Here is a 22,039-nt window from a genome sequence, read left to right as displayed (position 1 = left end):
CTGAGCTCGACGCCCGGCAGCGATCCCGCCCCGGGCAGGGAGCCCGTCCTGGTAGGGAGCCCGTCCTGGTAGGGAGTCCGCCTTGGTAGGGCGTCCGCCCGGCAAGGAGTCCGCCCGGCAAGGAGTCCGCCCGGCAGGGAGCCCGCCCGGCAGGAAGTATGCCTTGGCAGGGAGCCCGCCTTGGCAGGGAGTCCGCCTTGGCAGGGAGTCCGCCCGGCGGGAGCTCGCCTTGGCAGGGAGCGCCCCAGCGGGGAGCGCCCCAGCGGGGAGCGCCCCAGCGGGGAGCCCGCCCCGGCGGGGAGCCCGCCCCGGCGGGGAGCCCGCCCCGGCGGGGAGCCCGCCCCGGCGGGGAGCCCGCCCCGGCGGGGAGCCCGCCCCGGCGGGGAGTCCGCCCCGGCGGGGAGTCCGCCCCGGCGGGGAGTCCGCCCCGGCGGGGAGTCCGCCCCGGCGGGGAGTCCGCCCCGGCGGGGAGCCCGCCCCGGCGGGGAGCCCGCCCCGGCGGGGAGTCCGCCCCGGCGGGGAGTCCGCCTTGGCGGGGAGTCCGCCTTGGCGGGGAGTCCGCCTTGGCGGGGAGTCCGCCCCGGGAAGTGAGCCCGGCCCCGGATCAGAAGCGGCCGCCGCCACCTCGGCGTCCACCGCCGCCCCCGCCGCCACCTGATCGCCGGCCCCGGCTGGCGCTGCCGCCGAAGCCGCCGCCACCCCAGCCGCCGCCGCCGAAGCCGCCACCACCGCCCCGCCCGAAGCCGCCTCGGCCGCCGGACAGAATCCCGCCGAGCACCGCACCCGCAAATGCCTCGTCGAAGCCCCCACGGTTGCCATAACCCCCGCCCCAGCTCTGCACATCCGCCCGCGCAGCCTGCCCGGCACTCGCCGCCAGCTGTTGCGCCTGCTGGGCCTCACCCAGAGCCGCCACCGGGTCGGACCCGGCCAGGCTCTCGGCCAACGCCAGATGCCGCTGAGCCTCCGACAGCGACGCTCGCGCCCCCGCATCGACCGCCCCGCGCCGGGTGGTGATGAAGTCTCCCGCCGCCGCAACCTCGGCCCGCGCCACCGGCAACGCCTGGGCCAGCAGCCCCCGGGCCCGTGCCGCACGGTCGGCGGCGTCCTGCGCCTCCGCAAGCGCCCGATCCAGCGCCGCATCGGCAGCCTGCAGCGTCGCGACCGCAGTCACGGGATCAGTCTTCGATCCGGAAAGCTCCCGGCGCACCTCAGTCACGGCCTGCTCGGCGCCCGTCACCGCTGCTCCGAGCCCGGCCGGCACCGCACTGCCGCCGGCCAGCGCCGCCCGCCCGGCCGCGATCTCCGCGTCCAGCTCCACGATCAGGGCATCGGCCGCCGACCGCGCGTTGGTCAGCTCGGGCCCGGCGCGCTGAACGACCGCGACCAATTGCTCGGCCTGCCCGGCCGCTTGCTCAGCGGCCCGCAGAGCCAACGCCGCCTCAGCCCGCCCACCTCCCGGCGACCCGACCCCACCGGAAACGCCACCGGATCCGGCAGCCCCAGCTCCGCCAGCCGCAGCTCCGGCAGCCCCAGCTCCGCCAGCCGCAGCTCCGGCAGCCCCAGCTCCGCCAGCCTCAGCTCCGGCCGCCCCAGCTCCGCCCGCCCGAGCTCCGGCAGCGACAAGAGCCGCGCGGGCCCGGCCCACCGCCTCACCCGTGAACCGCAGTCGCTCCCGCGCCTGATCCAGATTCGCCGAGATCCCGGTGACCGTCGGTCCCGCGTACCGCTGAGTCAGGGTTTGCAGAGCCTCAGCCGCCGCCGGCAGGGCGGCCTCGACCGCCGCCCGGCGCCGGTCCACCTCGTCGGCCACCTGCTCCGCGCGGCCTTCCAGGTCGCGCAGCCGGTCGAATGCCTCGGACTCCGCGTCCAGCCGCTCGTCGGCGGCCCGGCACCTCGCGATGATCTCGCCGAGCGTGCGGCGGCGGGTCTCCTCGTCCGGTGCCGGCTCCTCTTCGAGCGTCATCCGCAGCCGGAACGCCTCGGCGACGTCCTGCCGGGACGCATCCAGCGCGGCCCGGAACTGCGCCGTCGCCTCCGGGCCGTATTGCGCGGCGGCCAGCGCCAGCTCGCTCTCGCTGGCCCGCAGGTCGTCGTCGAGCTCGATGAGCAGGGCGTTGGCCGTGGCCGTCAGCTCCTCGGTCGGCGGGCCGGTGACCTGCGGCGGGGCCGGTCGGGCCCGACGGCGGCGCCGCAGCAGCACCCAGATCAGCGCGCCCGCGATGATTGCCGCGAGCAGGATCAGCACCCAGATCAGTGATCCGCTCGAGCCCGCGGCCGCCGCCGAGTAGCCCTCGGCGGCGGCGATCACCGCGCCGGGCCAGTCGCCACGGGACAGCGCCGGCTCGATGTCGTTGCCGGCCACGTCGGCCAGCTCCGCGTTGGAGAAGCGGGAGTCGTCGGGGAACGAATACGCGTACGAGCGGTCGCGGGTCGCCACCGCGAGCAGCGCGTCGCGCTCGCCCAGGTCGCTCAGGCGGGCTGTCTCGTCCGTCCAGGTCTGGGCCGGCGTGCCGTCGAAGGACTCCACGAACACCACGAAGAGCTGCATGCCGGTGTCGGACTGCAGCCGGGCCAGCGCCGTGTCGACCGCGGCCGCGCGGCTGCCCAGTGCGCCCGCCTCGTCGGTCACCTGCGTCGGCACCCGCATCGGGGCGTCCGCCCAGGCCGGTGCGGGGACCAGGAGCAGAGCCAGGACGGCGAGCAGCGTGCGGCGCAGGACGGTCACCACCTCAACTTAGAACCTGGGTCCGACAACCCGCGCGGTGAGCCGGAGGTGAGAAGGTGGGAACCATGAGTCAGCGAGTCAACGGAGTCATCGCCCGGGCCAAGGGCGCGCCGGTCGAGGTGGCCACGATCATCGTGCCGGATCCCGGTCCCGGGGAGGCCGTGGTCAAGATCCAGGCCTGCGGGGTCTGTCACACGGACCTGCACTACCGCGAGGGCGGCATCAACGACGACTTCCCGTTCCTGCTGGGCCACGAGGCCGCCGGGATCGTGGAGTCCGTCGGAGCCGGGGTCACCGACGTCGTCCCGGGTGACTTCGTCGTGCTCAACTGGCGGGCCGTCTGCGGCGACTGCCGGGCCTGCCGCAAGGGCAAGCCGTGGTACTGCTTCAACACCCACAACGCGACGCAGAAGATGACGCTCGAGGACGGCACCGAGCTGTCCCCGGCGCTGGGCATCGGCGCGTTCGTGGAGAAGACGCTCGTGCACGCCGGTCAGTGCACCAAGGTCGACCCGCGGGCCCGGCCCGCCGCCGTCGGCCTGCTCGGCTGCGGCGTGATGGCCGGCATCGGCGCGGCGATCAACACCGGCGGGGTCACCCGCGGCGACTCGGTGGCCGTGATCGGCTGCGGCGGCGTCGGCGACGGCGCGATCGTCGGTTCCGCGCTGGCCGGGGCGACGACGATCATCGCGGTGGACACCGACCCGCAGAAGCTGGAGTGGGCCCGCAAGTTCGGCGCGACGCACACCGTCAACGCGCGCGAGCAGGACGTGGTCACCGCCGTGCAGGAGCTGACCGGCGGCCACGGGGCCGACGTCGTGGTTGAGGCGGTGGGCCGGCCGGAGACGTACAAGCAGGCTTTTTATGCCCGCGACCTGGCCGGGACCGTGGTCCTGGTCGGCGTGCCGACCCCCGACATGACTGTCGAGCTGCCGCTGCTGGACATCTTCGGCCGCGGTGGGGCGCTCAAGAGCAGCTGGTACGGCGACTGCCTGCCGACCCGCGACTTCCCCATGCTGACCGAGCTCTACCTGCAGGGCCGGCTCGACCTGGACGCGTTCGTGACCGAGGAGATCCGCCTGGACCAGGTCGAGGACGCGTTCACCAAGATGCACCAGGGCGGCGTGCTGCGTTCGGTGGTGCTCTTCTCATGAGGGTCGACCACGCGGTGACGCACGGCACGTTCTCGCTGGACGGGGAAACCTTCGACGTCGACAACAACGTCTGGGTGGTCGGCGACGACGAGGAGTGCGTGGTGATCGACGCCCCGCACGACGTCCGGACCATCCTCGACGTGGCCGGCGGCCGGCGAATCGTCGCGATCGTGCTCACCCACGCCCACGACGACCACGTCCGGGTCGCTCCCGAGCTGGCCCGGCAGACCGGCGCCCCGCTGCTGCTGCACCCGGCTGACGAGGTCCTCTGGAAGCTGGTGCACCCCGGCGAGCCGATGCCCGCGCCGCTGGCCGACGGTGACGAGATCGCCGTCGCCGGTGAGGCGCTGCGGGTGCTGCACACGCCCGGCCACAGCCCCGGCGCCGTCTGCCTCTACGCGCCGGCGCTGGGCTGCGTCTTCACGGGGGACACCCTCTTCCAGGGCGGTCCGGGCGCGACCGGCCGTTCGCACAGCGACCGGCCGACGATCGAGCGTTCGATCCGCGAGCGCCTGCTCACCCTGCCGCCGGACACGGTCGTGCACACCGGCCACGGCGCGGACACGACCGTGCGGGCGGAGGCGTTCTGAGCGCTCAGGCGGCCCGGGCGTAGGCGGGGACGCTGCGGTCGGCGAGCAGGTCGAGGGCGAGGGCGGCGGTCCAGCTGAACGCCGGCGCGCCGATCCCCGCACCGGTCCGCGGGTGGTAGTACTCGAAGTGCCCGGAGGTGTGCACCAGCCGGATCATCGCCAGCCGCAGGTCCTCGGCCTCGTCGAGGTAGCCGTGCACGAGCATGCCGCGCCGCAGCAGCCAGTTGATGTTGATCCAGACCGGTCCGCGCCAGTACCGCAGCGGGTCGAAATCAGGCGCGGTCCGGTCGTAGCTCGGCACTGGCAGCCCGGTCTGCGCGGGCAGGCCGAAGCGCGGCGAGCCGGCCTCGGCCATGATCGCCTCGACCTGCCCGGTGGGCAGGTCGGGCAGCAGCAGCGGCACCAGGCCGTTGACACAACGGGCCGGGCTGAGGGTGCGCGTGCGCACGTCGCGCGACCGGAAGGTGCGGGTCTCCGGGTCGAACAGGTGCTCGGAGATCGCCCGGGTGATCCGCTGGGCGCGCTGCCGGTGCTGCACGGGATCCGCCCCGACCACCGCGGCGATGTGCGCCAGGGCCAGCTCGGCCGCCGCGAGGATCGTGTTGAACGACGGGCACTCCACCACGAACGCGTGCCGGTGGGCCAGCTCGACGTCGGAATAGCCGCCGTCGCGGTAGTCGACCACCAGACCGACGTACCGGGCGTAGTCGGCGTCGGTGGGCCGGTGCGCCGCGTCCGCGTTCTCGATGTCCCGCCGCCGGAAGCGCTGGAGCAGCGTCAGATCGGCCGGCACAGCCGCCAGAGCGGAGTCCCAGGACGGGCTGTTGTCCAGCCCCGACTCCCACGGATGCACGATGCTGGCCAGGCCGTCACCGCCGGCGTCGCGGCGGCCGGTCAGGTATTCCTGCTGCGCGACCAGCCGCGGATAGAGCCAGGCGAGCTGTTCGCCGGCCGCGCGGGCACAGGCCACGCCGTGCGAGGCGGCGCGCCGGTAGACTTCCCAGGCGGCGAGCGCGTGCAGCGGCGGCTGCACCAGGCCGGTGCTGCCGCGGGCCGGGCGGCCACCGTACGCGGGCACGTCCCAGAAGCCCGGCCCCGGGAAGTAGTCGTCCTCCGCCGTGCGCGGGTCGAAGACGATGTGGGGCACCCGGCCGTCGGGCCACTGCGCCTCGAACAGGCTCCGCAGGTCGCGCCAGGCGCGGGTCGGGTTGACGTAGGCGAGCCCGACAGCGATGAACGCGGCGTCCCAGCTCCACTGGTGGGGATAGAGGCCTCGCGAGGGAACCATGTGATCGGTGGACCAGTTGGTGTCGAGGACGTGAGCGGCGGAGTTCCAGAGATCTGCAGACATATCCGAATCCACAGCGGTGGGCGGCTCGAGCTTCGGGCAACGCATTCAGGTATAGCCCTTTCCGTCGCCGGGACCGGTAAACCCCTTCATCGGGTGCACCCGGCCCGGATCAAGGAAAACGGCCGCGAACCCGGGTCTTCCGCGCGGGCCGGCTCAGCCGGCGTCGATGGCCAGCCACAACCGGCTGCGCCGGCCCGGCAGGTACGGCGAGTCGAGCCGTTTCGCGACGACGCCGGTCAGCCCCTGGGCCCGGGCGGTGTCGAGCGCGAAGGTGCCGCCACCCGGAAAGTACGGCGGGGTCTGCCAGTTGTCGCCGCTCACGTTCAGCCCGTCGAGCAGTTCCCGCCGTTCCGCGTAGCGCACCAGCTCCACCGTGGAATGGCCCTCCAGCCACAGCAGGTCGTAGGCCAGGAACTGCACCGGCGTCCGTTCCGCGGCGCGCCGGGCGGCCGCTGAGTCGCGCGGTGGCTTGCGGCGTTCCAGCAGCTCGGGCGCGATCCGGGGCCCGTCGAAGGCCACGATCTCCCCGTCCAGGACGGCCTCCAGCGGGGCCAGCGCCTCGCCCAGCGGGCGCAACTCCGGATACCACGAGGTCACATCCGTGCCGTCCGCCGTGGCGAGCCGGACCCGGCCACCGGACACGTGGATCAGGGTGCGGCGGCCGGCCCAGCTCAGCTCGTACCCCCAGTCCTCGTCGTCGGGTGGCAGCCCGGCGGCCCGGGCAGCGAGCATGGGCTCGACGGCCTCGGGCATGCTCTGCCAGCCCGGCTCGGCCGGGTCCATCCGGCGGACCATCCAGTCGTTGCCGCCGGTCTGGAAGAAGACGTAGCGCCCGCTGGTGCGCTCGCCGTGAAAAGTGACGCCTATCTCGTCGTCGCGCCACTTGTCGGTCTCGTAGGTGCCGTGATCATGGATCGACATCCGGCCACCGCCGTACTCGCCGGCCGGGATCTCGCCGGCGAAGGTGAGGTATTCCAGCGGGTGGTCCTCGGTGTGTTTGGCCAGGTTGTTGCGGCCGCGATCGCGGGGCAGCCCGCGCGGGACGGCGAAGGAGACCAGCACGCCGTCGCGTTCGAGCCGCACGTCCCAGTGCAGGCTGCGGGCGTGGTGCTGCTGGATCACGAACCGGTTTCCGCTGGTCGGCCGGGGCCGGCCGCGGGGCACGGGCTCGGGGGTACGGCGGGCATCACGCTTACGCCGGTATTCGTCCAGCTGGTCGGTCACCACCCAATTGTCCGCCGGAGTTACACGGTTGTCATTCGGAGAAGTTGTCGCACCCCCGTGCCAAGGTCTGGGACATGTACGTCGAATGGGCCGCGAAGCTTCCGCATGTGATCGCGTGGCGCAGCACGGTCCCGCCGGGCTGCCCGCCGACGCGGATCCTGCCGGACGGCTGCATGGACCTGATCTGGCACGACGGAGCCGTCTTCATCGCCGGCCCGGACACCACCGCCCAGCTCGGCACGGCCCCTGCCGGCAGCCGCTTCTTCGCCCTGCGCTTCGCGGTCGGCACCGGCCCCGGCGTGCTGGGCATCCCGGCCGACGAGTTCACCGACCAGCAGGTGCCGCTCGACGCGGTGTGCCCCGCGACCGAGCAGCGCCGGCTGTCGGAGGCCGCCGACCCCCTCGCCGCGCTCGAGGACTTCGCGCGGAGCCGCTGGCAGGAGCCGGACCCGGCGATGGTCGCGGTGGCGGCCGGCGCCCGGGCCGGGCGCCCGGTCGGCGCGATCGCCGACCGGTGCGGCCTGAGCCCGCGCCACCTGCAGCGAAAATGCCGGAGCACCTTCGGGTACGGCCCCAAGACGCTCGCCCGGATCCTGCGGTTGCAGACGGCGGTGGCGCTGGCCCGGTCCGGCCGTCCCTTCGCTGACGTCTCGGTGTCCGCAGGCTATGCCGACCAGGCCCACCTCTCCCGGGACGTCAAGGCGCTGGCGGGTGTACCCCTGCGCGAGCTGGTGGCCTGACGTGTCTCTTCGTCCCGAACAAATCGGACACAAGCATGATCGTGGGTTTCGTCCTCCAGTGGCGGCCTGTAGTGTCTTGGCTCCGACGCGTATCGACCACCCCTCGGAGGCGTTGTTGCGATGACCTTGCGCATCCTCGTCGTGGGCGCCGGCATCAGCGGCCTCGCGGCGGCCCGAGGGCTCAGAGTCGCCGGCTTCCGGCCCGACGTGGTCGAGGAGCTGCCGGCCAGCACCGTCCCCGGCGCCGGCATCTTCCTGCCCGGCAACGCGTCGCGCGCGATGCGGCAGCTCGGCCTCGATGCACCGCTGCGCCCACTCGGCGACCTCATCTTCCGGCAGGTCTTCCACGACTCCAGCGGTGACCTGCTCTTCGAGGTCGACCTGGCCGGGCTGTGGGCAGGGGTCGGCGAGAGCCGTGCGCTGTCCCGGGCCGACCTGCAGCAGGTGCTGCTCACCAGCGTCGGCGGCGAGGTGCGCTACGAGACCGCCGTGCGCGACCTGGAGATCGTCGACGGTGGGGCCAAGGTCGAGTTCGGCAACGGCGCCATCGCCGAGTACGACCTGGTCGTCGCGGCCGACGGGCGGCGCTCCATGATCCGGGCCAAGGCCGGGCTCGGCGGCGCCGCGGTCCCGACCGGCCAGATCGTCTACCGCAGCGTGGTCAGCGGCGGCCCGTCGCTCAGCGACTGGACCTGCCTGCTCGGCGAGCGCTCGCAGTTCGTCGTGATGCCGATGGGCGGCCGCCGGCTCTACGTCCACGCGGACGAGACGGTCGAGGCGGGCACCCCCAACCCCGAGGACCCGCGCGCCCGCGTCCGTGAGCTGTTCGGCGGCTTCGGCGGGCCGGTCCCGGCCGTCCTCGCCGCGCTGGAGAAAGTCCAGGTCGCCCGCACCGACGAGGTCGTGCTGGACGGCTGGACGAGGGGCCCGGTGCTCCTGGTCGGCGACGCGGCCCACGCGACCGCCCCGACCCTGGCCCAGGGCGCCGCGATGGCGCTCGAGGACGCCGTCGTGCTCGGCGAAGTGCTCAAGGCCACCCCGCACGACGTGCCGGCCGCGCTGCGGTCCTTTGAGCAGCGCAGACGCGATCGCTGCGCCCAGGTGCGCGAGCACACCCGCCAGCGCGACCAGACCCGTGACGTCGCCCCGGCCGAGCGCGACCCTATGCTGCGCAGGCGGGGTCAACGGATCTTCGCCGATCAGTACCGGGGACTCGTCGAGCCGTTCTGAGACCTGGGTGCTCTTTGGTCACCCCGCGCCCGCCGGGGGTCGGCGGGGGACTATTCTGCCTGCGAGGTACGCCTTTCATCTCGGGTGTACGCAGTGGGACGAACGAGACACCGGAGGCTATCCGTGACGACCGTTGCGCCTAAGCCGATCGTGACCCGGCCCTGGCCGGTGCGACAGCAGGTGAAGGGCTCGGCCCTCGCGCGGATCCTGCGGACGACGGACGCGAAGCAGATCGGGATCATGTACATGATCACCGCCTTCGTGTTCTACATCCTCGGCGGATTCATGGCCCTGCTCATGCGATCGGAGCTGGCCCGTCCGGGCATGCAGTTCCTCTCGCCGGAGCAGTACAACCAGCTGTTCACGATGCACGGCACGATCATGCTGCTGTTCTTCGCGACGCCGATCGTGTTCGCCTTCGCGAACTTCGTGGTGCCGATCCAGATCGGCGCCCCGGACGTGTCGTTCCCGCGGCTCAACGCGTTCGCCTACTGGCTGTACCTGTTCGGCGGCACCATCGCGATCGGCGGGTTCCTGACCCCGGGTGGGGCGGCCGACTTCGGCTGGTTCGCGTACACCCCGCTCAGCAACTCGCTGCACTCGCCGGGCATCGGCGGCAACATGTGGGTCGTCGGCCTGGCGCTCTCCGGCCTCGGTACGATCCTCGGTGGCGTCAACATCATCACCACGATCATCACGCTGCGCGCCCCCGGCATGACGATGTTCCGGATGCCGATCTTCACGTGGAACATCCTGGTCACCAGCCTCCTGGTGATCATGGTCTTCCCGTTCCTGGCCGCGGCGCTGTTCGCGCTGGCCGCCGACCGTGTCCTCGGCGCGCACGTCTTCGACGTGGACACCGGCGGCCCGATGCTCTGGCAGCACCTGTTCTGGTTCTTCGGCCACCCCGAGGTCTACATCGTGGCGCTGCCGTTCTTCGGCATCATCACGGAGGTCATCCCGGTCTTCAGCCGCAAGCCGGTCTTCGGCTACAAGGGCCTGGTCGGCGCGACCCTGCTCATCGCCGCGCTGTCGATGAGCGTGTGGGCGCACCACATGTTCGTCACCGGCCAGGTGCTGCTGCCGTTCTTCAGCTTCCTGAGCTTCCTCATCGCGGTCCCGACGGGCATGAAGTTCTTCGTCTGGATCGGCACGATGTGGCGCGGGCAGATCAGCTTCGAGACGCCCATGATGTTCGCCATCGGCTTCCTCGTGACGTTCCTGTTCGGTGGCCTGTCCGGCGTGCTGCTGGCGGCCCCGCCGATCGACTTCCACGTCTCGGACTCGTACTTCGTCATCGCGCACTTCCACTACGTGCTGTTCGGCACGATCGTGTTCGCGGTGTTCTCCGGCATCTACTTCTGGTTCCCGAAGATGTTCGGCCGGATGCTCGACGACCGCCTAGGAAAGATCCACTTCTGGCTGACGTTCCTCGGCTTCCACGCCACCTTCCTGGTCCAGCACTGGCTGGGCGCGGAAGGCATGCCCCGCCGGTACGCGGACTACCTGCCGAGCGACGGCTTCACCTTCCTGAACACGTTCTCGACGATCGGCTCGTTCGTCCTGGGCGCCTCGACCCTGCCGTTCATCTACAACGTGTGGAAGTCCTACAAGGTCGGCCAACTGGTAACCGTCGACGACCCCTGGGGCGCCGGCAACTCCCTGGAATGGGCGACCTCGTCGCCGCCGCCGCTGCGCAACTTCGACAAGATGCCGCGGATCCGCTCCGAGCGGCCGGCCTTCGACGCGAAGTTCCCAGAGCTCGCGGCCGGCGCCCAGTCCCTGGCCGGCCCGCCGGAGGGCGGCGCCCGCCCCCTGACCAGCGAGTCCGACGGCGGCGCGACCTACCAGGAAGACGTCAGCGACCGTAAGCACTGACCGGTATCCGCTTCGCGGCCCGTCCCTTGCCGGGGGCGGGCCGCTTGCGTTCACGTGGCGGTTCCGTCACGAACCTCCGTGCGCCGGGGCTCGTCTCGGGAAGCTCCGGCCGGGCGATCTCGCGCAGCGCTCCTAGCTGTAGCGCCGAGCTGTGGCGCGGGGGCTTGCGTTCGGGGTATTTGCGCTGACTGGCCTGGGCGGCGCCCGCCGCTGGCCATGGGCGCCTCGTGATGGCCGCCTCGCTACGACTGGCTGGCCACGGCTGGCTGATCGCGGCTGGCTGGCCACGGCTGGCTGATCGCGGCTGGCTGGCCACGGCTGGCTGATCGCCGCTGGCTGGTCACAACCGGCTGACGACGGTCCGCTGCAGGCGGTGGCCGTCGGCCAGCTTGCGGCGCGTCGCGTCCTGCGGTCGCCGGCCGCGGAGCGCCAACTTGCGGCCTTGCCGCCGGCATCGGACAGTCGGCAACGAGCAGCGCCGCTGATCATGGCTGTGCTGCCCATGCCTGCCTGCTCCTGCGCCCGCGCTTCCCGCGCTTCCCGCGCTTCCCGCGCTTCCCGCGCTTCCCGCGCTTCCCGCGCTTGTGGTACCTGTGCCCGCGGTGCCCGCGCCCGCGGTGACTGTGCCTGCGCTGGCCGTGTTGCTTGCGCTGCCCGCGCTGCCCGCGCTGCCCGCTGCCCGCGCCCGCGGTGCCCGCGCCCGCGGTGCCCGCGCCTGCGGTGACTGTGCTTGCGCTGGCCGTGTTACTTGCGCTGCCGGTGGCAGCGGTGCCTGAGCTACTGCGCCCTACGGAGCCTGTGTCTGCGCTGCTTACGCCTACGCTCCCTGCTCCCGCCCTGGCCCCGCGCCTAAGCTCCCGGCGAACCCGCTGCCCGTGCCACCCCGGCCGCGGTGCCTAGGCCGCCTGCGAGCCGCTGCTCGCGCTGCCCGTGCCCGCCGGGCTCGCGCCTACGCGGCTCGCGCCTACGCGGCTCGCGCCTACGCGGCTCGCGCCTACGCGCCTACGCGGCTCGCGCCTACGCGCCTACGCGGCTCGCGCCTACGCGCCTACGCGGCTCGCGCCTACGCGGCTCGCGCCTACGCGGCTCGCGCCTACGCGCCTACGCGGCTCGCGCCTACGCGCCTACGCGGCTCGCGCCTACGCGCCTACGCGCCTACGCGGCTCGCGCCTACGCGGCTCGCGCCTACGCGGCTCGCGCCTACGCGCCTACGCGGCTCGCGCCTACGCGCCTACGCGGCTCGCGCCGACGCGGCTCGCGCGTGCCGTCGCCCGCCGCTCACTGCCCCCGCTGCCATCACTGCCCATGCCGCGCGCTGCCTCCGACCCGCTGCACCCGCCGCACCCGCCGCACCCGCCGCGCCCACCTCAGCGCCGAGGTGCCGCCGCGTCAGGCGTCGGGAACTCCGCCGCTGGCCCAGCCATCCCCGACCCCAGCGAATCCGCCGACCCCTGCCCGACCTCACTCTCCAACCCGCCAGAACCCTCCCGCCGCCGACGCAGCTCGGCCGGCAGGGCCAGCACAGCCACCACCACCCCGACCCCACCAACCGCAGCAAACCCCCAAGCAGGCGACCACGTGTCCATCACCACGCCGGCCAACGGCGCCCCCAGCGCCACCCCTACCGTCAGCGACGAGTTGTGCAGCCCCATCGCCTCGCCTCGGGCTGACGCCGGGGTCATCCGGCTCACCGCATCCGCCGTTGCCGTGATCGTCGGGGCGCACAGCGCGCCCGCCGGCAGGAGCAGCAGCGCGAGCAGCCACCAATGACCTCCGGCCAGTCCGACCGGGATCGTCAGCAGAGCCATCGGCGCCAGCAACGCCAACGGCGACAGCCCCTGTTTCACCGTCCCGTACGCGAACCCGCCCACCAGCGAATAAGCCGCCCACAGGCCCAGCACCGCCCCGGTCCACTCGACCTCCCCGGAGCTCTGCAACACCGCCACCACCGCCACGTCCGTGCCGCTCAGGACGATGGTTGCCGCGCTGGTGATGGCCAGGATCGCGACCAGGCGGGGCTTGAGCCAGGTGCTGCGGGGGACGCGTTCGCCCGCGGAGATCGGCTTTTCGTCCTTGCCGCGGATCGGCGGGTTCAGCAGGTACAGCCCTATGCCGGACAGCAGGATGCCCGTGCCGACCGCCAGCATCGCCACCCGGGCGCCCGCTGTGGTGCTGACCAGGACGCCCAGTGCCGGGCCGGCCATGAAGGACAGCTCCGTGGTGATCGAGTCCAGGGCGAAGGCCGGCAGGCGGTGCGATTCCGGCGCCAGCGCGGCGATCGACTGCCGGGCCACCGCGAATGCCGGCAGGGTCAGGAAGCCGCCCACCAGGGCCGCCATCAGCAGCGCCCAGTACGGCATGGCCTGCGCCGTGGTCCAGAAGGTCACCTCGGCCACCGTGGTCAGCACCAGCACCGGGCGCAGGCCCTTGCGGTCGGTGACCCGGCCCAGCACCGGCGCGCCCAGCGAGCTGCCGACGGTGAAGGCCGCGCCGACCAGGCCCGCGGCGCCGTAGCCGAGGTGCAGGTCCTGGGTCACGTGCAGGGTCAGGGTGACCGTGCCGGCCGTGATCGGGATGCGGGCGAGCGTCGCCACGATGAGCAGCGAACGGATCCCGCGCAGCGCGAGGGTCTCCCGGTAAGGCGTGAGTGTCATGGCGGTCCTAACCTCCGCCGGACAGTCAACAGCAGGGGTACGACAACTCAGGGCAGGTCTACGCGACGATCGGTGTGCCGGTCGTCACGATCGCGGCCTCCTCGAATTGCGCCAGTGCCGCGGTCGTCGTTGCCGCGGCCACCCCGGCCGTCAGGTCCAGCAGCACGGTGGTGGCGAAACCCGCCTGCTGCGCGTCGAGCGCTGTCGCCCGTACGCAATGGTCTGTGGCGATGCCCACCACCTCGACCTCCGTCACCGACCTGGCCCGCAGCCAGTCCGCCAGCCCTTCGCCCTCGCGGGTGTGTCCCTCGAAGCCCGAGTACGCCGCCTTGTGCTCGCCCTTGTGGAACACCGCTTCCACCCGTTGCGTCTCCAGCGCCGGGTGGAAGGACGCGCCTTCCGTGCCGACCACGCAGTGGGCCGGCCACGAGTCGACGAAGTCGGGGTGCTCGCTGAAGTGCGCGCCCGGGTCGATGTGGTAGTCCTTCGTCGCCACGACGTGGTCCCAGCTGCCCGACCTCAGGGCGGCCGAGATGCCGGCGGCCACGCTCGCGCCGCCCGCCACGGCCAGGGAGCCGCCCTCGCAGAAGTCGTTCTGGACGTCGACGATGATCAGTGCGCGTGACATGGTCACACCTTTCAGGCGGTGGGGACGACGGTGACCGGGATCGCCGGGTCGCCGGCGGAGAGCTTCAGGCCCTCCCACGGGATCGAGATCAGGCACTGGCGCAGGTGATCGCGGGACTCGGCCAGGGTCGGCAGCGGGGCCACCTCACCGCCCACGACGAACGAGCGCTGCAGCAGCCGGTCGTTGGTGTTGTGGTCCGGCACACCCTGGGACACGATGATCTCCTCGGTGGCCGTACCCGTGGGCTTGTGCCGCCGGACGGCGGTCTTGCGGCCGCCGACCGTCGCCTTGTTCTCCGAGCGCTTCACCACGGCCCGGCCCTCGACCTCGACCAGCTTGTAGACCAGGCCCGCCGTCGGCGCCCCGGAGCCGGTGACCACCGCCGTGCCCGCGCCGTACATGTCGACCGGCTCGGCGGCCAGCGTCGCGATCGAGTATTCGTCCATGTCACCGGAGACGATGATCTTCGTCTCCGTGGCGCCGAGGGAGTCGAGCAGCTCGCGCGAGTGCTGGGCCAGCACCGACAGGTCACCGGAGTCGATGCGGATCGCGCGCAGGTCGGGCCCGGCCACGGCGATCGCGTTGCGGATGCCCTGGGCGATGTCGTAGGTGTCCACCAGCAGCGTCGTGTTCTTGCCGAGGGCCGCCACCTGCGAGGCGAACGCGGCCGGCTCGTCGTCGTGCAGCAGCGTGAACGCGTGCGCCGACGTGCCGGTCGTGGGGATGCCGTAGCGGCCGCCGGCCGCGAGATTCGAGGTCGAGGCGAAGCCGGCGAGATAGGCCGCGCGGGCCGCGGCCACGGCGGCTTCCTCATGGGTACGGCGTGAGCCCATCTCGATGATCGGCCGGCCGCGGGCGGCGGTGACCATCCGGGCCGCTCCCGCCGCGATCGCGCAGTCGTGGTTGAGCACCGACAGGATCAGCGTCTCCAGCACCACGCACTCGGCGAAGCTGCCGGACACGGTCAGGATCGGTGAGCCGGGGAAGAACAGCTCGCCCTCGGCGTACCCGTCGATGTCGCCGGTGAAGTGGTAGTCCGCGAGCCACGCCGCGGTGGTCTCGTCGACGACCCCGGAGCGGCGCAGGAAGTCGACGTCCGCGTCGGTGAAGCAGAAGTCGCGGATGAGCTCCATGAGCCGGCCCTGACCGGCGACGACACCGTAGCGGCGCCCGGACGGCAGGCGCCGGGCGAACACCTCGAAGACGCTGCGGCGGTTCGCCGTCCCGTCCTTGAGGGCGGCACTGACCATGGTCAGCTCGTACTGGTCGGTCAGCAGCGCGGGTGCGAAGTCGGTCACCGGCCTACCTTATTGCGGGAGCAGGCGCAGTGCCGGAGCAAGTTCCAGCCTGCCGTTGACTCCCAGCTTGGTGTAGACGCGCTGTAAATGGTTCTCGACCGTGCGTGGTGACAGATACAGCCGGTCGGCGATCTCCCGGCTGCGGACCCCCTCGGCGGCCAGCTCGGCCACCTGGCGTTCGCGGACCGTCAGCGCCGGCTGGACCGCCAGCAGCGCCGGGGTCCGCAGCGCACCGCAGCGGCTCAGCACGTCGGCCATCAGCGTGCTGGCGGCCAGGGCCCGCGGGTCCCGGGCCGTGCGGAAGACCCGGACCGCACCGGCCGCGGCCTCGGCGGCGAAGAGCTGGTAGCCCAGCACGGCGAACTCCCGGGCCACCGCGAACAGGTCCTCGCCGGACTCGGCCGCGGCGGCCGCCGCATGCCGGACCACCAGCGGTGTCGCCGGGCCGCCGACCAGCGGCGCCAGCTCCCCGAGCCGGGCGGCGGCCAGCTGCGGCTGCCCGAGCCGGACCAGGTCGTAGAGGGCGAGCAGCTCCTGACCGTGCAGGTGGTCGGCCCGCAGCCGGGTCACCGCACGCTGCACGACCCGTACGGCGGCAGCCGGCTCGCCCTGGCTCACCAGCGTCCACGCCCGGGCCTGCTCCTGCCACGGGTAGTAGAGGCTGACGGCGGTGCCGGCGGCCGCCTCGGCGGTGGCCAGGGACTCGGTGGCGATCGTGCTCTCGCCGCGCAACGCCGCCACGTTGGCCCGGGCGAAGTGGGCGCTGCCGTCGTACACCCGGGCCGGGGCCAGCGACGCGCAGGCCTGCTCGGTGGCGTGCAGGGCTTCGTGGGTCTGCCCGCGCAGCAGGCTCGCCTGGGCCTGCAGCAGCGACACCCAGCCGGAGCCGAAGCCGAAGCCGCCGGCCTGGGCCAGGTGGGCGAACTCGGCCGCCAGGATCCGGTCGATGGCGGGCAGGTCGAGGGCCACACTGACCCGGGTGCCCTCGGCCATCTGCAGGGCGTACTGCAGGGTCGGGGTGTCGCGCCGCCAGTCCGCCGTGTCGGCCTCGACCGCCGCGATGAGCTCGGCGCTGCCGTCCGGGTCGCCGCCGGCGGCCAGCAGGTAGGCCAGCACGCAGCGGGCCAGCGCCCGGGTGGCGACCCCGGCGGCCGGCTCCTCGAGCACGCCGCGGGCCAGGCTCCGGGCGGCCGGCAGCTCGTCGAGCTGGAGCCGGATGAACGCCTCGAACGCCCGCACCCGGGCCCGCTCGGCCGGGTCGGCCGGCTGGGCCGCGGCCAGCGTGTCCGCCGCCTCGGCCCGGCCCAGCCCGAAGAACTCCACGGCGGCCCGCGCGGTGAGCCGGCGGGCGCTGTCGTCCGGATCCGCGCCCAGGACCGTCAGCGCCTCCTCCGGGCAGTCGGCGAACAGCAGCACCGTGGCCAGCAGCTCGGCGGCGGCCCAGCCGGCTCCGGCATCGCGGGCCGCGGCGGCGAGGCGGCGGGCCAGGTCGATGTCGAAGCGGTTGAAAGCCTGGCGGGCCGCGTCCAGCAGCAGCGTGCCGTCCTGCGCCGTACCGGAGTCGAGCCGCCAGACCGCGACCCGCAGCAGGTCGTCCCGGCGCCGGGCGCCGGCCCCCTCGACCAGGTCGGCGAGCGTGCCGAGCAGCCGCCGGGACCGGGTGACCGGGCAGCCGCGGCGGACCACCTCGCCGTAGAGCGGGTGGGCCAGGCGTACGTCGCGGCGGCGCTCGTCGGCGACGATCCGGATCAGCCCGCGCTCCTCGGCGGCTTCCACGTCGGCGGCCGCGGCGGCCCGCATCAGCAGCGTGAGCCCGACCGGCTCGCCGAACGAGACCATCTCGAGCACGTCGCGTACGCCGGGGGTGAGCCCGCCGATCCGGGCGCCGACCAGGTCGGCCAGGCTGGGGGCCAGGGTGAGCCGGCCGGTCCAGCGCCAGAAGCCGTACGTCTCGGACAGCTCGCCCCCGCTCAGCGCCGCGAGCACCAGCTCGCGCAACAGCAGCGGGTTGCCGCCGCCCAGCCGGATGAGCCGCTGCGCGGAGCCCGGCTCGACCGGCCCGCGCACCAGCGCGGTCAGCAGCTGGCGGGACTCGTCGTCGGTCAGCGGATCGAGCTCGGCGTGGCTGAGCAGCCCCTCGGTCCACAGCGCGCTGATCGGGGACGGCACCGGCTCGGCCGTGCGCAGCGTGCCGAGCAGGGTCGCGCCCTCGCGGACCAGCAGGTGGGTCAGCGCGGCGGACGGCGGATCCAGCAGGTGGGCGTCGTCGATGGCGAGCACCATCGGCCGGTCGCCGGAGTCGGCGTGCAGCCCGTCGACCGCCCAGCGCAGCAGCCCGGCGGGGGACAGCCCGGCCGGCGGGTCAGTGGGCAGGATCTGGGCCAGGCCGCCGAACGGCAATCCGGAACTGGCTACGTTCGCCGAGGCGCAGTGGACGGCGTAATGCTCGTCCGGCAGCGCGGCGACGGCCTCGTGCAGCAGCCTGCTCTTGCCGATGCCGGCGCTGCCGCTCAGGATGAGGCCGCGGTCGGTGTCCGCGGTGGCGACGGTCGTGAGCCGGGTCAACTCGTCGGCGCGACCGACGAATCCCCAGTGCTCCACCGGGTCAGCATATCGAGATCCGTCACCTTCACATCACCGCCCGTACCACGTTCGAGAATGAGTAAGAGTGCATGAAACGGTGAGTAATCAGGCATCTGTCCGCCCCCGCTGCCGTCCCATACGGTTCGGCGGTGCCGGCGTGACTGCCCGGGCCCAGCCTGGCGGGGCGGGTCCGGGCGCCCCGCCGGTTCCACCGGCTGTTCGCGCCGGTGAGCGGCGTTTTCCGCGGGCGCGGCGCAGGCTCGGGGCTGCGCCATCCCACCCCTTGCGGCGCGCCTGGCGTGCTCGGTTCGACTCCCGCCCGAATCGGCGTGGCACGATGGGGGGCATGGCGTTGCCTCAGGTCGCTCCCGCAGAGACGCCGCAGATCGAGGAGGTACCGGCTGATGACCGGCCGTGGGTGACCATCGTCTGGGACGATCCGGTCAATCTCATGTCGTACGTGACCTGGGTCTTTCAGAAGATCTTCGGGTACAGCCACGACAAGGCCGAGCAGCTGATGATGGACGTGCACAACAAGGGCAAGGCGGTCGTGTCCAGCGGCGCGCGTGAACGGATGGAAATGGACGCTGCGCAACTCCACGGCTACGGCTTGTGGGCGACGGTGGACCGCGGTTGAGTGGGCGGGTGAACTGAACGATGTTCCGACGCAACGGGAGCCAGTGCGTGGCCACCTTCGCCATCGACGAGGTGCGCGTGCTGCGCAAGGTCGCCGGTGAGGTCGTGGGCCTGCTCATGGACGGCTTCGACCACACCGATCCGGTGGTCGGCCGGCTCTTCCCGGACATCTACCCGGACCGGCCCGACGACTCGGCCGAGTTCCGCCTCTACACCGAGGGTGACCTCAAGACCGGCAAGATCGACCAGGCCGGGGCCATCCTCGCCGCGCTGCCCGACGACGGCCCCGGCGAGGTGCGCCTGGACGGCGAGGAGGCCGAGGCCTGGCTGCGGGCGATCAACGACGCCCGGCTGGCCATGGGGACCCGGCTCGACATCCAGGGCGACACCGACCTCGGTGACGAGCTCGACGAGGCCGTGGTGCGCGACCCCGCGTCGAGCCGGGTCTTCCAGCTGTCCGTCTACGCCTATCTCGGTTACCTCCAGGAGTCCCTGCTCAACGCCCTTCCGGAGATCGAGGAACGGCCCTAGGCGGCCTGGTCCAGCCGGGCCAGTTCCTCGTCGGTGAGGGTCAGCTCGGCCGCCCGCACCGAGTCGGTGATCGACTCGGGACGGCTGGCGCCGGGGATCGGGATCACGTGCTCGCTCTTGGCCAGCTCCCAGGCCAGGGTGACCTGCTGGGGGCTGACCCCGTGGGCCTCGGCCACCTGGGCGAACCCGGCGAAGTGGCTGCCCAGCTCCCCGGCCTTGGCGATCCCGCCCAGCGGCGACCACGGCAGGAAGGCGATGCCGAGCTCGTCGCAGAGCCGCAGCTCGTCCTCCGAGGAGCGGAACGCGGGCGAGAACTGGTTCTGCACCGACACCAGCCGGCCGCCGAGGATCTCCTGGGCCTGACGGATCTGCTCGACGTTCGCGTTGGAGATGCCGGCCAGCCTGATCTTGCCCTCGTCGAGCAGCTCGCGCAGGGTGCCGACGGAGTCCGCGTACGGGACCTTCGGGTCGGGCCGGTGGAACTGGTAGAGGCCGATGGCGTCGACGCCGAGACGCTTGAGCGAGCCCTCCACCGCCTCCCGCAGGTGCGCGGGGGAGCCGTCGACGGTCCACGAGCCGTCGCCGGGACGCAGGTGGCCGCCCTTGGTGGCGACCAGCACGTCGGAGGTGTCACCGCTCCAGCTCGCCAGCGCCTGGGCGATCAGGGTCTCGTTGTGCCCCACCTCGTCGGCGTGCAGGTGGTACGCGTCGGCCGTGTCGATCAGGGTCACCCCGGCGTCGAGTGCGGCGTGGATGGTACGGACCGAGCGGTCGATGTCGGGCCGCCCCTCGATGGACATCGGCATGCCGCCGAGCCCGATGGCGCTGACCTGGACGTTTCCGATTGATCGCTGCTTCATGCCCCCACCCCTACCCCACGCGGTGATCCGTACGCGCGTGAGCACTGCCACGCCCGGTCGGGCGCCGCGCCACGGTAATGTGAACAACGTGCTGACCATCGACAGCGCGATCGTCGACGCGATCGTCGCCCACGCCCGCCGGGACCACCCCGACGAGGCCTGCGGTGTCGTCGCCGGGCCCGTCGGCAGCGACCTGCCGACGCGGCACATCGCGATGGACAACGCGGCCCGGTCCATGACCTTCTACGAGTTCGACTCGATGGAGTACCTCCGCGTCTGGCGCGAGATGGACGACAACGACGAAGAAGCCGTGGTCATCTATCACTCGCACACCGCGACCGAGGCCTACCCCTCCCGGACGGACGCCGACATCGCCGGCTGGCCGGACGCTCATTACCTTCTGGTCTCGACCCGCGAGCCGGATTCCGAGGAGATTCGCTCGTTCCGTATCGTGGACGGTGTGGTGACCGAAGAAGAGGTCAACATCGTGGATGCGACGGTGGACGCGTGAGTGGGAGTGCGGACGGCTACGCCGTCCAGTCGTACATGTTCGGGCAGAGCCCCGCGTCGGTCTACTACGAGTGTCGCTGACGCGCGACCTCAGCAGACCCTGCCCTCGAACTCTCTCGACTTCTCTTTTCCTAGGAGCATCACAGTCATGGCTATCGAAGTTCGCGTTCCCACCATCCTGCGCAGTTACACCGGCGGCTCGAAGGTCGTCGAGGGCTCCGGTGCGACGCTCTCCGGCCTGATCGACGACCTGGACACCAAGCACTCGGGTCTCAAGGGCCGGCTGCTCACGCCCGAGGGTGGCCTGCACCGCTTCGTCAACGTGTACGTCAACGACGAGGACGTCCGCTTCCTGGGCGCGCTCGACGCCCCGCTGAACGACGGCGACTCCGTCACCATCCTGCCGGCCGTGGCCGGCGGCGCCCTGGGCTTCGCTGCCGCGGCGGCCCTGCTCGGCACCAGGTAGGGCGTCGTCATGGCTCGCTACGAGAGCCTGCTGGACGCTTGCGGGGGCACGCCGCTGGTCGGTCTGCCCCGGCTGTCGCCGACGGTGCCCGAGGGGGCGCCGCCGGTGCGGCTCTGGGCCAAGCTGGAGGACCGCAACCCGACCGGCAGCATCAAGGACCGCCCGGCCCTGTACATGGTGCGGGAGGCGGAGGAGTCCGGGCGGCTGCGCCCCGGCGACACCATCCTCGAGCCGACCAGCGGCAACACCGGCATCTCCCTGGCCATGGTGGCCAAGCTGCGCGGCTACCGGCTGGTCTGCGTGATGCCGGAGAACGTCTCCTCCGAGCGGGTCCAGCTGCTCCGGATGTACGGCGCGGAGATCATCTTCTCGCCGGCCGCGGGCGGCTCCAACCAGGCGGTCGCGACGGCCAAGCAGATCGCGGCCGAGCACCCCGACTGGGTCATGCTGTTCCAGTACGGCAACGCGGGCAACGCCCGGGCCCACTACGAGACGACCGGGCCGGAGCTGCTGCACGACCTGCCGACGATCACGCACTTCGTGGCCGGTCTGGGCACCACCGGCACGCTGATGGGCACGGGCCGCTACCTGCGGGAAAAGGTCGAAGGCATCCAGATCGTCGCCGCCGAGCCGCGCTACGGCGAGCTGGTCTACGGCCTGCGCAACATCGACGAGGGCTACGTCCCGGAGCTCTACGACGCGACCGTGCTGAGCCGGCGCTTCTCGGTCGGCACCCGCGACGCGGTGCTGCGCACCCGGCAGCTCGTCGAGGTCGAGGGCATCTTCGCCGGCTTCTCCAGCGGCGCGATCCTGCACGCGGCGCTGGCCGTGGCGCACGAGGCGGTCAAGGCCGGTCAGCGCGCCGACGTGGCCTTCGTGGTCTGCGACGGCGGCTGGAAATACCTCTCCACCGGTGCCTATGGCGGCACGCTGGCCGAGGCCGAGGACGCCCTCGAAGGTCAGCTCTGGGCTTGAGCACGC

At 72.6% G+C, this 22,039-nt stretch carries 17 protein-coding genes and 1 pseudogene; 10 read left to right on the top strand and 8 right to left on the bottom strand.

What is annotated here, in order from left to right:
• Positions 1-604 precede the first annotated feature (604 nt).
• On the bottom strand, positions 605-2,725 hold the full coding sequence (locus AB0C12_RS37635; RefSeq protein ID WP_360555234.1) for a TPM domain-containing protein: 2,121 nt from the start codon (positions 2,723-2,725) through the stop codon (positions 605-607).
• 65 nt (positions 2,726-2,790) lie between these two features.
• Here AB0C12_RS37635 and AB0C12_RS37630 point away from each other — a divergent pair, with 65 nt between their 5' ends.
• Both AB0C12_RS37630 and AB0C12_RS37625 read left to right on the top strand, forming a co-directional pair.
• Entirely contained in the window at positions 2,791-3,879 is a 1,089-nt protein-coding gene (locus AB0C12_RS37630) for an S-(hydroxymethyl)mycothiol dehydrogenase (RefSeq protein ID WP_360555232.1), read from the top strand.
• Complete coding sequence (locus tag AB0C12_RS37625; RefSeq protein ID WP_360555230.1) at positions 3,876-4,469, top strand: MBL fold metallo-hydrolase; 594 nt, start codon at positions 3,876-3,878, stop codon at positions 4,467-4,469. The genes AB0C12_RS37630 and AB0C12_RS37625 overlap by 4 nt, the downstream gene beginning before the upstream one ends.
• Before the next feature lie 4 nt (positions 4,470-4,473).
• On the opposite strand, the gene AB0C12_RS37620 is transcribed toward AB0C12_RS37625, so the two are convergent.
• Together AB0C12_RS37620 and AB0C12_RS37615 are read right to left on the bottom strand one after the other, a co-directional pair.
• On the bottom strand, positions 4,474-5,820 hold the full coding sequence (locus AB0C12_RS37620) for a hypothetical protein (RefSeq protein ID WP_360555229.1): 1,347 nt from the start codon (positions 5,818-5,820) through the stop codon (positions 4,474-4,476).
• 153 nt (positions 5,821-5,973) lie between these two features.
• Positions 5,974-7,044 (bottom strand): DNA polymerase ligase N-terminal domain-containing protein, encoded by a 1,071-nt coding sequence (locus AB0C12_RS37615; RefSeq protein WP_360555227.1) that lies wholly within the window; start codon positions 7,042-7,044, stop codon positions 5,974-5,976.
• Between the two features lie 74 nt (positions 7,045-7,118).
• On the opposite strand from AB0C12_RS37615, the gene AB0C12_RS37610 reads away from it, so the two are divergent.
• The 3 genes from AB0C12_RS37610 (at position 7,119) to ctaD (ending at position 10,892) form a co-directional block, all read left to right on the top strand.
• Positions 7,119-7,784 carry a helix-turn-helix transcriptional regulator gene (locus AB0C12_RS37610; protein ID WP_360555226.1) on the top strand — a complete coding sequence of 222 codons (666 nt, stop codon included), beginning with the start codon at positions 7,119-7,121 and terminating at the stop codon, positions 7,782-7,784.
• Positions 7,785-7,904: 120 nt separating this feature from the next.
• The gene (locus AB0C12_RS37605; protein WP_360555224.1) at positions 7,905-9,014 is read left to right on the top strand and encodes an FAD-dependent monooxygenase; all 1,110 of its coding nucleotides are present in this window, start codon (positions 7,905-7,907) and stop codon (positions 9,012-9,014) included.
• Positions 9,015-9,137: 123 nt separating this feature from the next.
• Positions 9,138-10,892: a cytochrome c oxidase subunit I gene (ctaD, locus tag AB0C12_RS37600; protein WP_360555222.1), complete on the top strand. Its 1,755-nt coding sequence runs from the start codon at positions 9,138-9,140 to the stop codon at positions 10,890-10,892.
• Positions 10,893-12,259: 1,367 nt separating this feature from the next.
• Here the strand turns inward: ctaD and AB0C12_RS37595 are convergent.
• The 4 genes from AB0C12_RS37595 to AB0C12_RS37580 are packed head-to-tail and all read right to left on the bottom strand — an operon-like array spanning position 12,260 to position 18,073.
• On the bottom strand, positions 12,260-13,546 hold the full coding sequence (locus AB0C12_RS37595; protein WP_360555220.1) for an MFS transporter: 1,287 nt from the start codon (positions 13,544-13,546) through the stop codon (positions 12,260-12,262).
• 58 nt (positions 13,547-13,604) lie between these two features.
• Positions 13,605-14,174, bottom strand: a complete 570-nt coding sequence (locus tag AB0C12_RS37590) for an isochorismatase family protein (RefSeq protein ID WP_360555218.1) — start codon at positions 14,172-14,174, stop codon at positions 13,605-13,607.
• Between the two features lie 11 nt (positions 14,175-14,185).
• Complete coding sequence (locus AB0C12_RS37585; RefSeq protein ID WP_360555216.1) at positions 14,186-15,472, bottom strand: nicotinate phosphoribosyltransferase; 1,287 nt, start codon at positions 15,470-15,472, stop codon at positions 14,186-14,188.
• 9 nt (positions 15,473-15,481) lie between these two features.
• Positions 15,482-18,073, bottom strand: a complete 2,592-nt coding sequence (locus tag AB0C12_RS37580; protein WP_360555214.1) for a LuxR C-terminal-related transcriptional regulator — start codon at positions 18,071-18,073, stop codon at positions 15,482-15,484.
• Positions 18,074-18,401: 328 nt separating this feature from the next.
• Here AB0C12_RS37580 and clpS point away from each other — a divergent pair, with 328 nt between their 5' ends.
• Together clpS and AB0C12_RS37570 are read left to right on the top strand one after the other, a co-directional pair.
• Positions 18,402-18,692 (top strand): ATP-dependent Clp protease adapter ClpS, encoded by a 291-nt coding sequence (clpS, locus tag AB0C12_RS37575; RefSeq protein WP_212992473.1) that lies wholly within the window; start codon positions 18,402-18,404, stop codon positions 18,690-18,692.
• A gap of 20 nt (positions 18,693-18,712) precedes the next feature.
• Positions 18,713-19,222, top strand: a complete 510-nt coding sequence (locus tag AB0C12_RS37570; RefSeq protein ID WP_360555212.1) for a DUF2017 domain-containing protein — start codon at positions 18,713-18,715, stop codon at positions 19,220-19,222.
• Here AB0C12_RS37570 and AB0C12_RS37565 read toward each other — a convergent pair.
• A complete protein-coding gene (locus tag AB0C12_RS37565) occupies positions 19,219-20,082 on the bottom strand; it encodes an aldo/keto reductase (protein ID WP_360555210.1) in 864 nt (287 codons plus the stop codon). The two genes, AB0C12_RS37570 and AB0C12_RS37565, sit on opposite strands and share 4 nt — an antisense overlap.
• A gap of 88 nt (positions 20,083-20,170) precedes the next feature.
• Here AB0C12_RS37565 and AB0C12_RS37560 point away from each other — a divergent pair.
• From AB0C12_RS37560 to AB0C12_RS37550, 3 genes and pseudogenes are all read left to right on the top strand, one after another.
• Positions 20,171-20,673 (top strand): annotated as a pseudogene (locus tag AB0C12_RS37560) (M67 family metallopeptidase).
• A 67-nt stretch (positions 20,674-20,740) separates the two neighbouring features.
• On the top strand, positions 20,741-21,058 hold the full coding sequence (locus AB0C12_RS37555) for a MoaD/ThiS family protein (RefSeq protein WP_360555208.1): 318 nt from the start codon (positions 20,741-20,743) through the stop codon (positions 21,056-21,058).
• A gap of 9 nt (positions 21,059-21,067) precedes the next feature.
• A complete protein-coding gene (locus tag AB0C12_RS37550; protein ID WP_360555206.1) occupies positions 21,068-22,033 on the top strand; it encodes a cysteine synthase in 966 nt (321 codons plus the stop codon).
• Positions 22,034-22,039 lie beyond the last annotated feature (6 nt).

The sequence above is a fragment of the Actinoplanes sp. NPDC048967 genome (genome assembly GCF_040649415.1).
Classification (GTDB): Bacteria; Actinomycetota; Actinomycetes; order Mycobacteriales; family Micromonosporaceae; genus Actinoplanes.
The sequence above is the reverse complement of the archived record's forward strand: the minus strand, read 5'-3'. Positions and strand labels throughout refer to the sequence as shown.

Excerpts from the sequence above, each read along its gene's own strand:
- AB0C12_RS37625 (WP_360555230.1), top strand. The coding sequence starts at position 3,876 with ATGAGGGTCGACCACGCGGTGACGCACGGCACGTTCTCGCTGGACGGG.
- AB0C12_RS37620 (WP_360555229.1), bottom strand. The coding sequence starts at position 5,820 with ATGTCTGCAGATCTCTGGAACTCCGCCGCTCACGTCCTCGACACCAAC.
- AB0C12_RS37595 (WP_360555220.1), bottom strand. The coding sequence starts at position 13,546 with ATGACACTCACGCCTTACCGGGAGACCCTCGCGCTGCGCGGGATCCGT.
- clpS (WP_212992473.1), top strand. The coding sequence starts at position 18,402 with ATGGCGTTGCCTCAGGTCGCTCCCGCAGAGACGCCGCAGATCGAGGAG.
- AB0C12_RS37605 (WP_360555224.1), top strand. The coding sequence starts at position 7,905 with ATGACCTTGCGCATCCTCGTCGTGGGCGCCGGCATCAGCGGCCTCGCG.
- AB0C12_RS37570 (WP_360555212.1), top strand. The coding sequence starts at position 18,713 with ATGTTCCGACGCAACGGGAGCCAGTGCGTGGCCACCTTCGCCATCGAC.
- AB0C12_RS37590 (WP_360555218.1), bottom strand. The coding sequence starts at position 14,174 with ATGTCACGCGCACTGATCATCGTCGACGTCCAGAACGACTTCTGCGAG.
- AB0C12_RS37550 (WP_360555206.1), top strand. The coding sequence starts at position 21,068 with ATGGCTCGCTACGAGAGCCTGCTGGACGCTTGCGGGGGCACGCCGCTG.
- AB0C12_RS37610 (WP_360555226.1), top strand. The coding sequence starts at position 7,119 with ATGTACGTCGAATGGGCCGCGAAGCTTCCGCATGTGATCGCGTGGCGC.
- AB0C12_RS37555 (WP_360555208.1), top strand. The coding sequence starts at position 20,741 with ATGGCTATCGAAGTTCGCGTTCCCACCATCCTGCGCAGTTACACCGGC.
- AB0C12_RS37630 (WP_360555232.1), top strand. The coding sequence starts at position 2,791 with ATGAGTCAGCGAGTCAACGGAGTCATCGCCCGGGCCAAGGGCGCGCCG.
- AB0C12_RS37565 (WP_360555210.1), bottom strand. The coding sequence starts at position 20,082 with ATGAAGCAGCGATCAATCGGAAACGTCCAGGTCAGCGCCATCGGGCTC.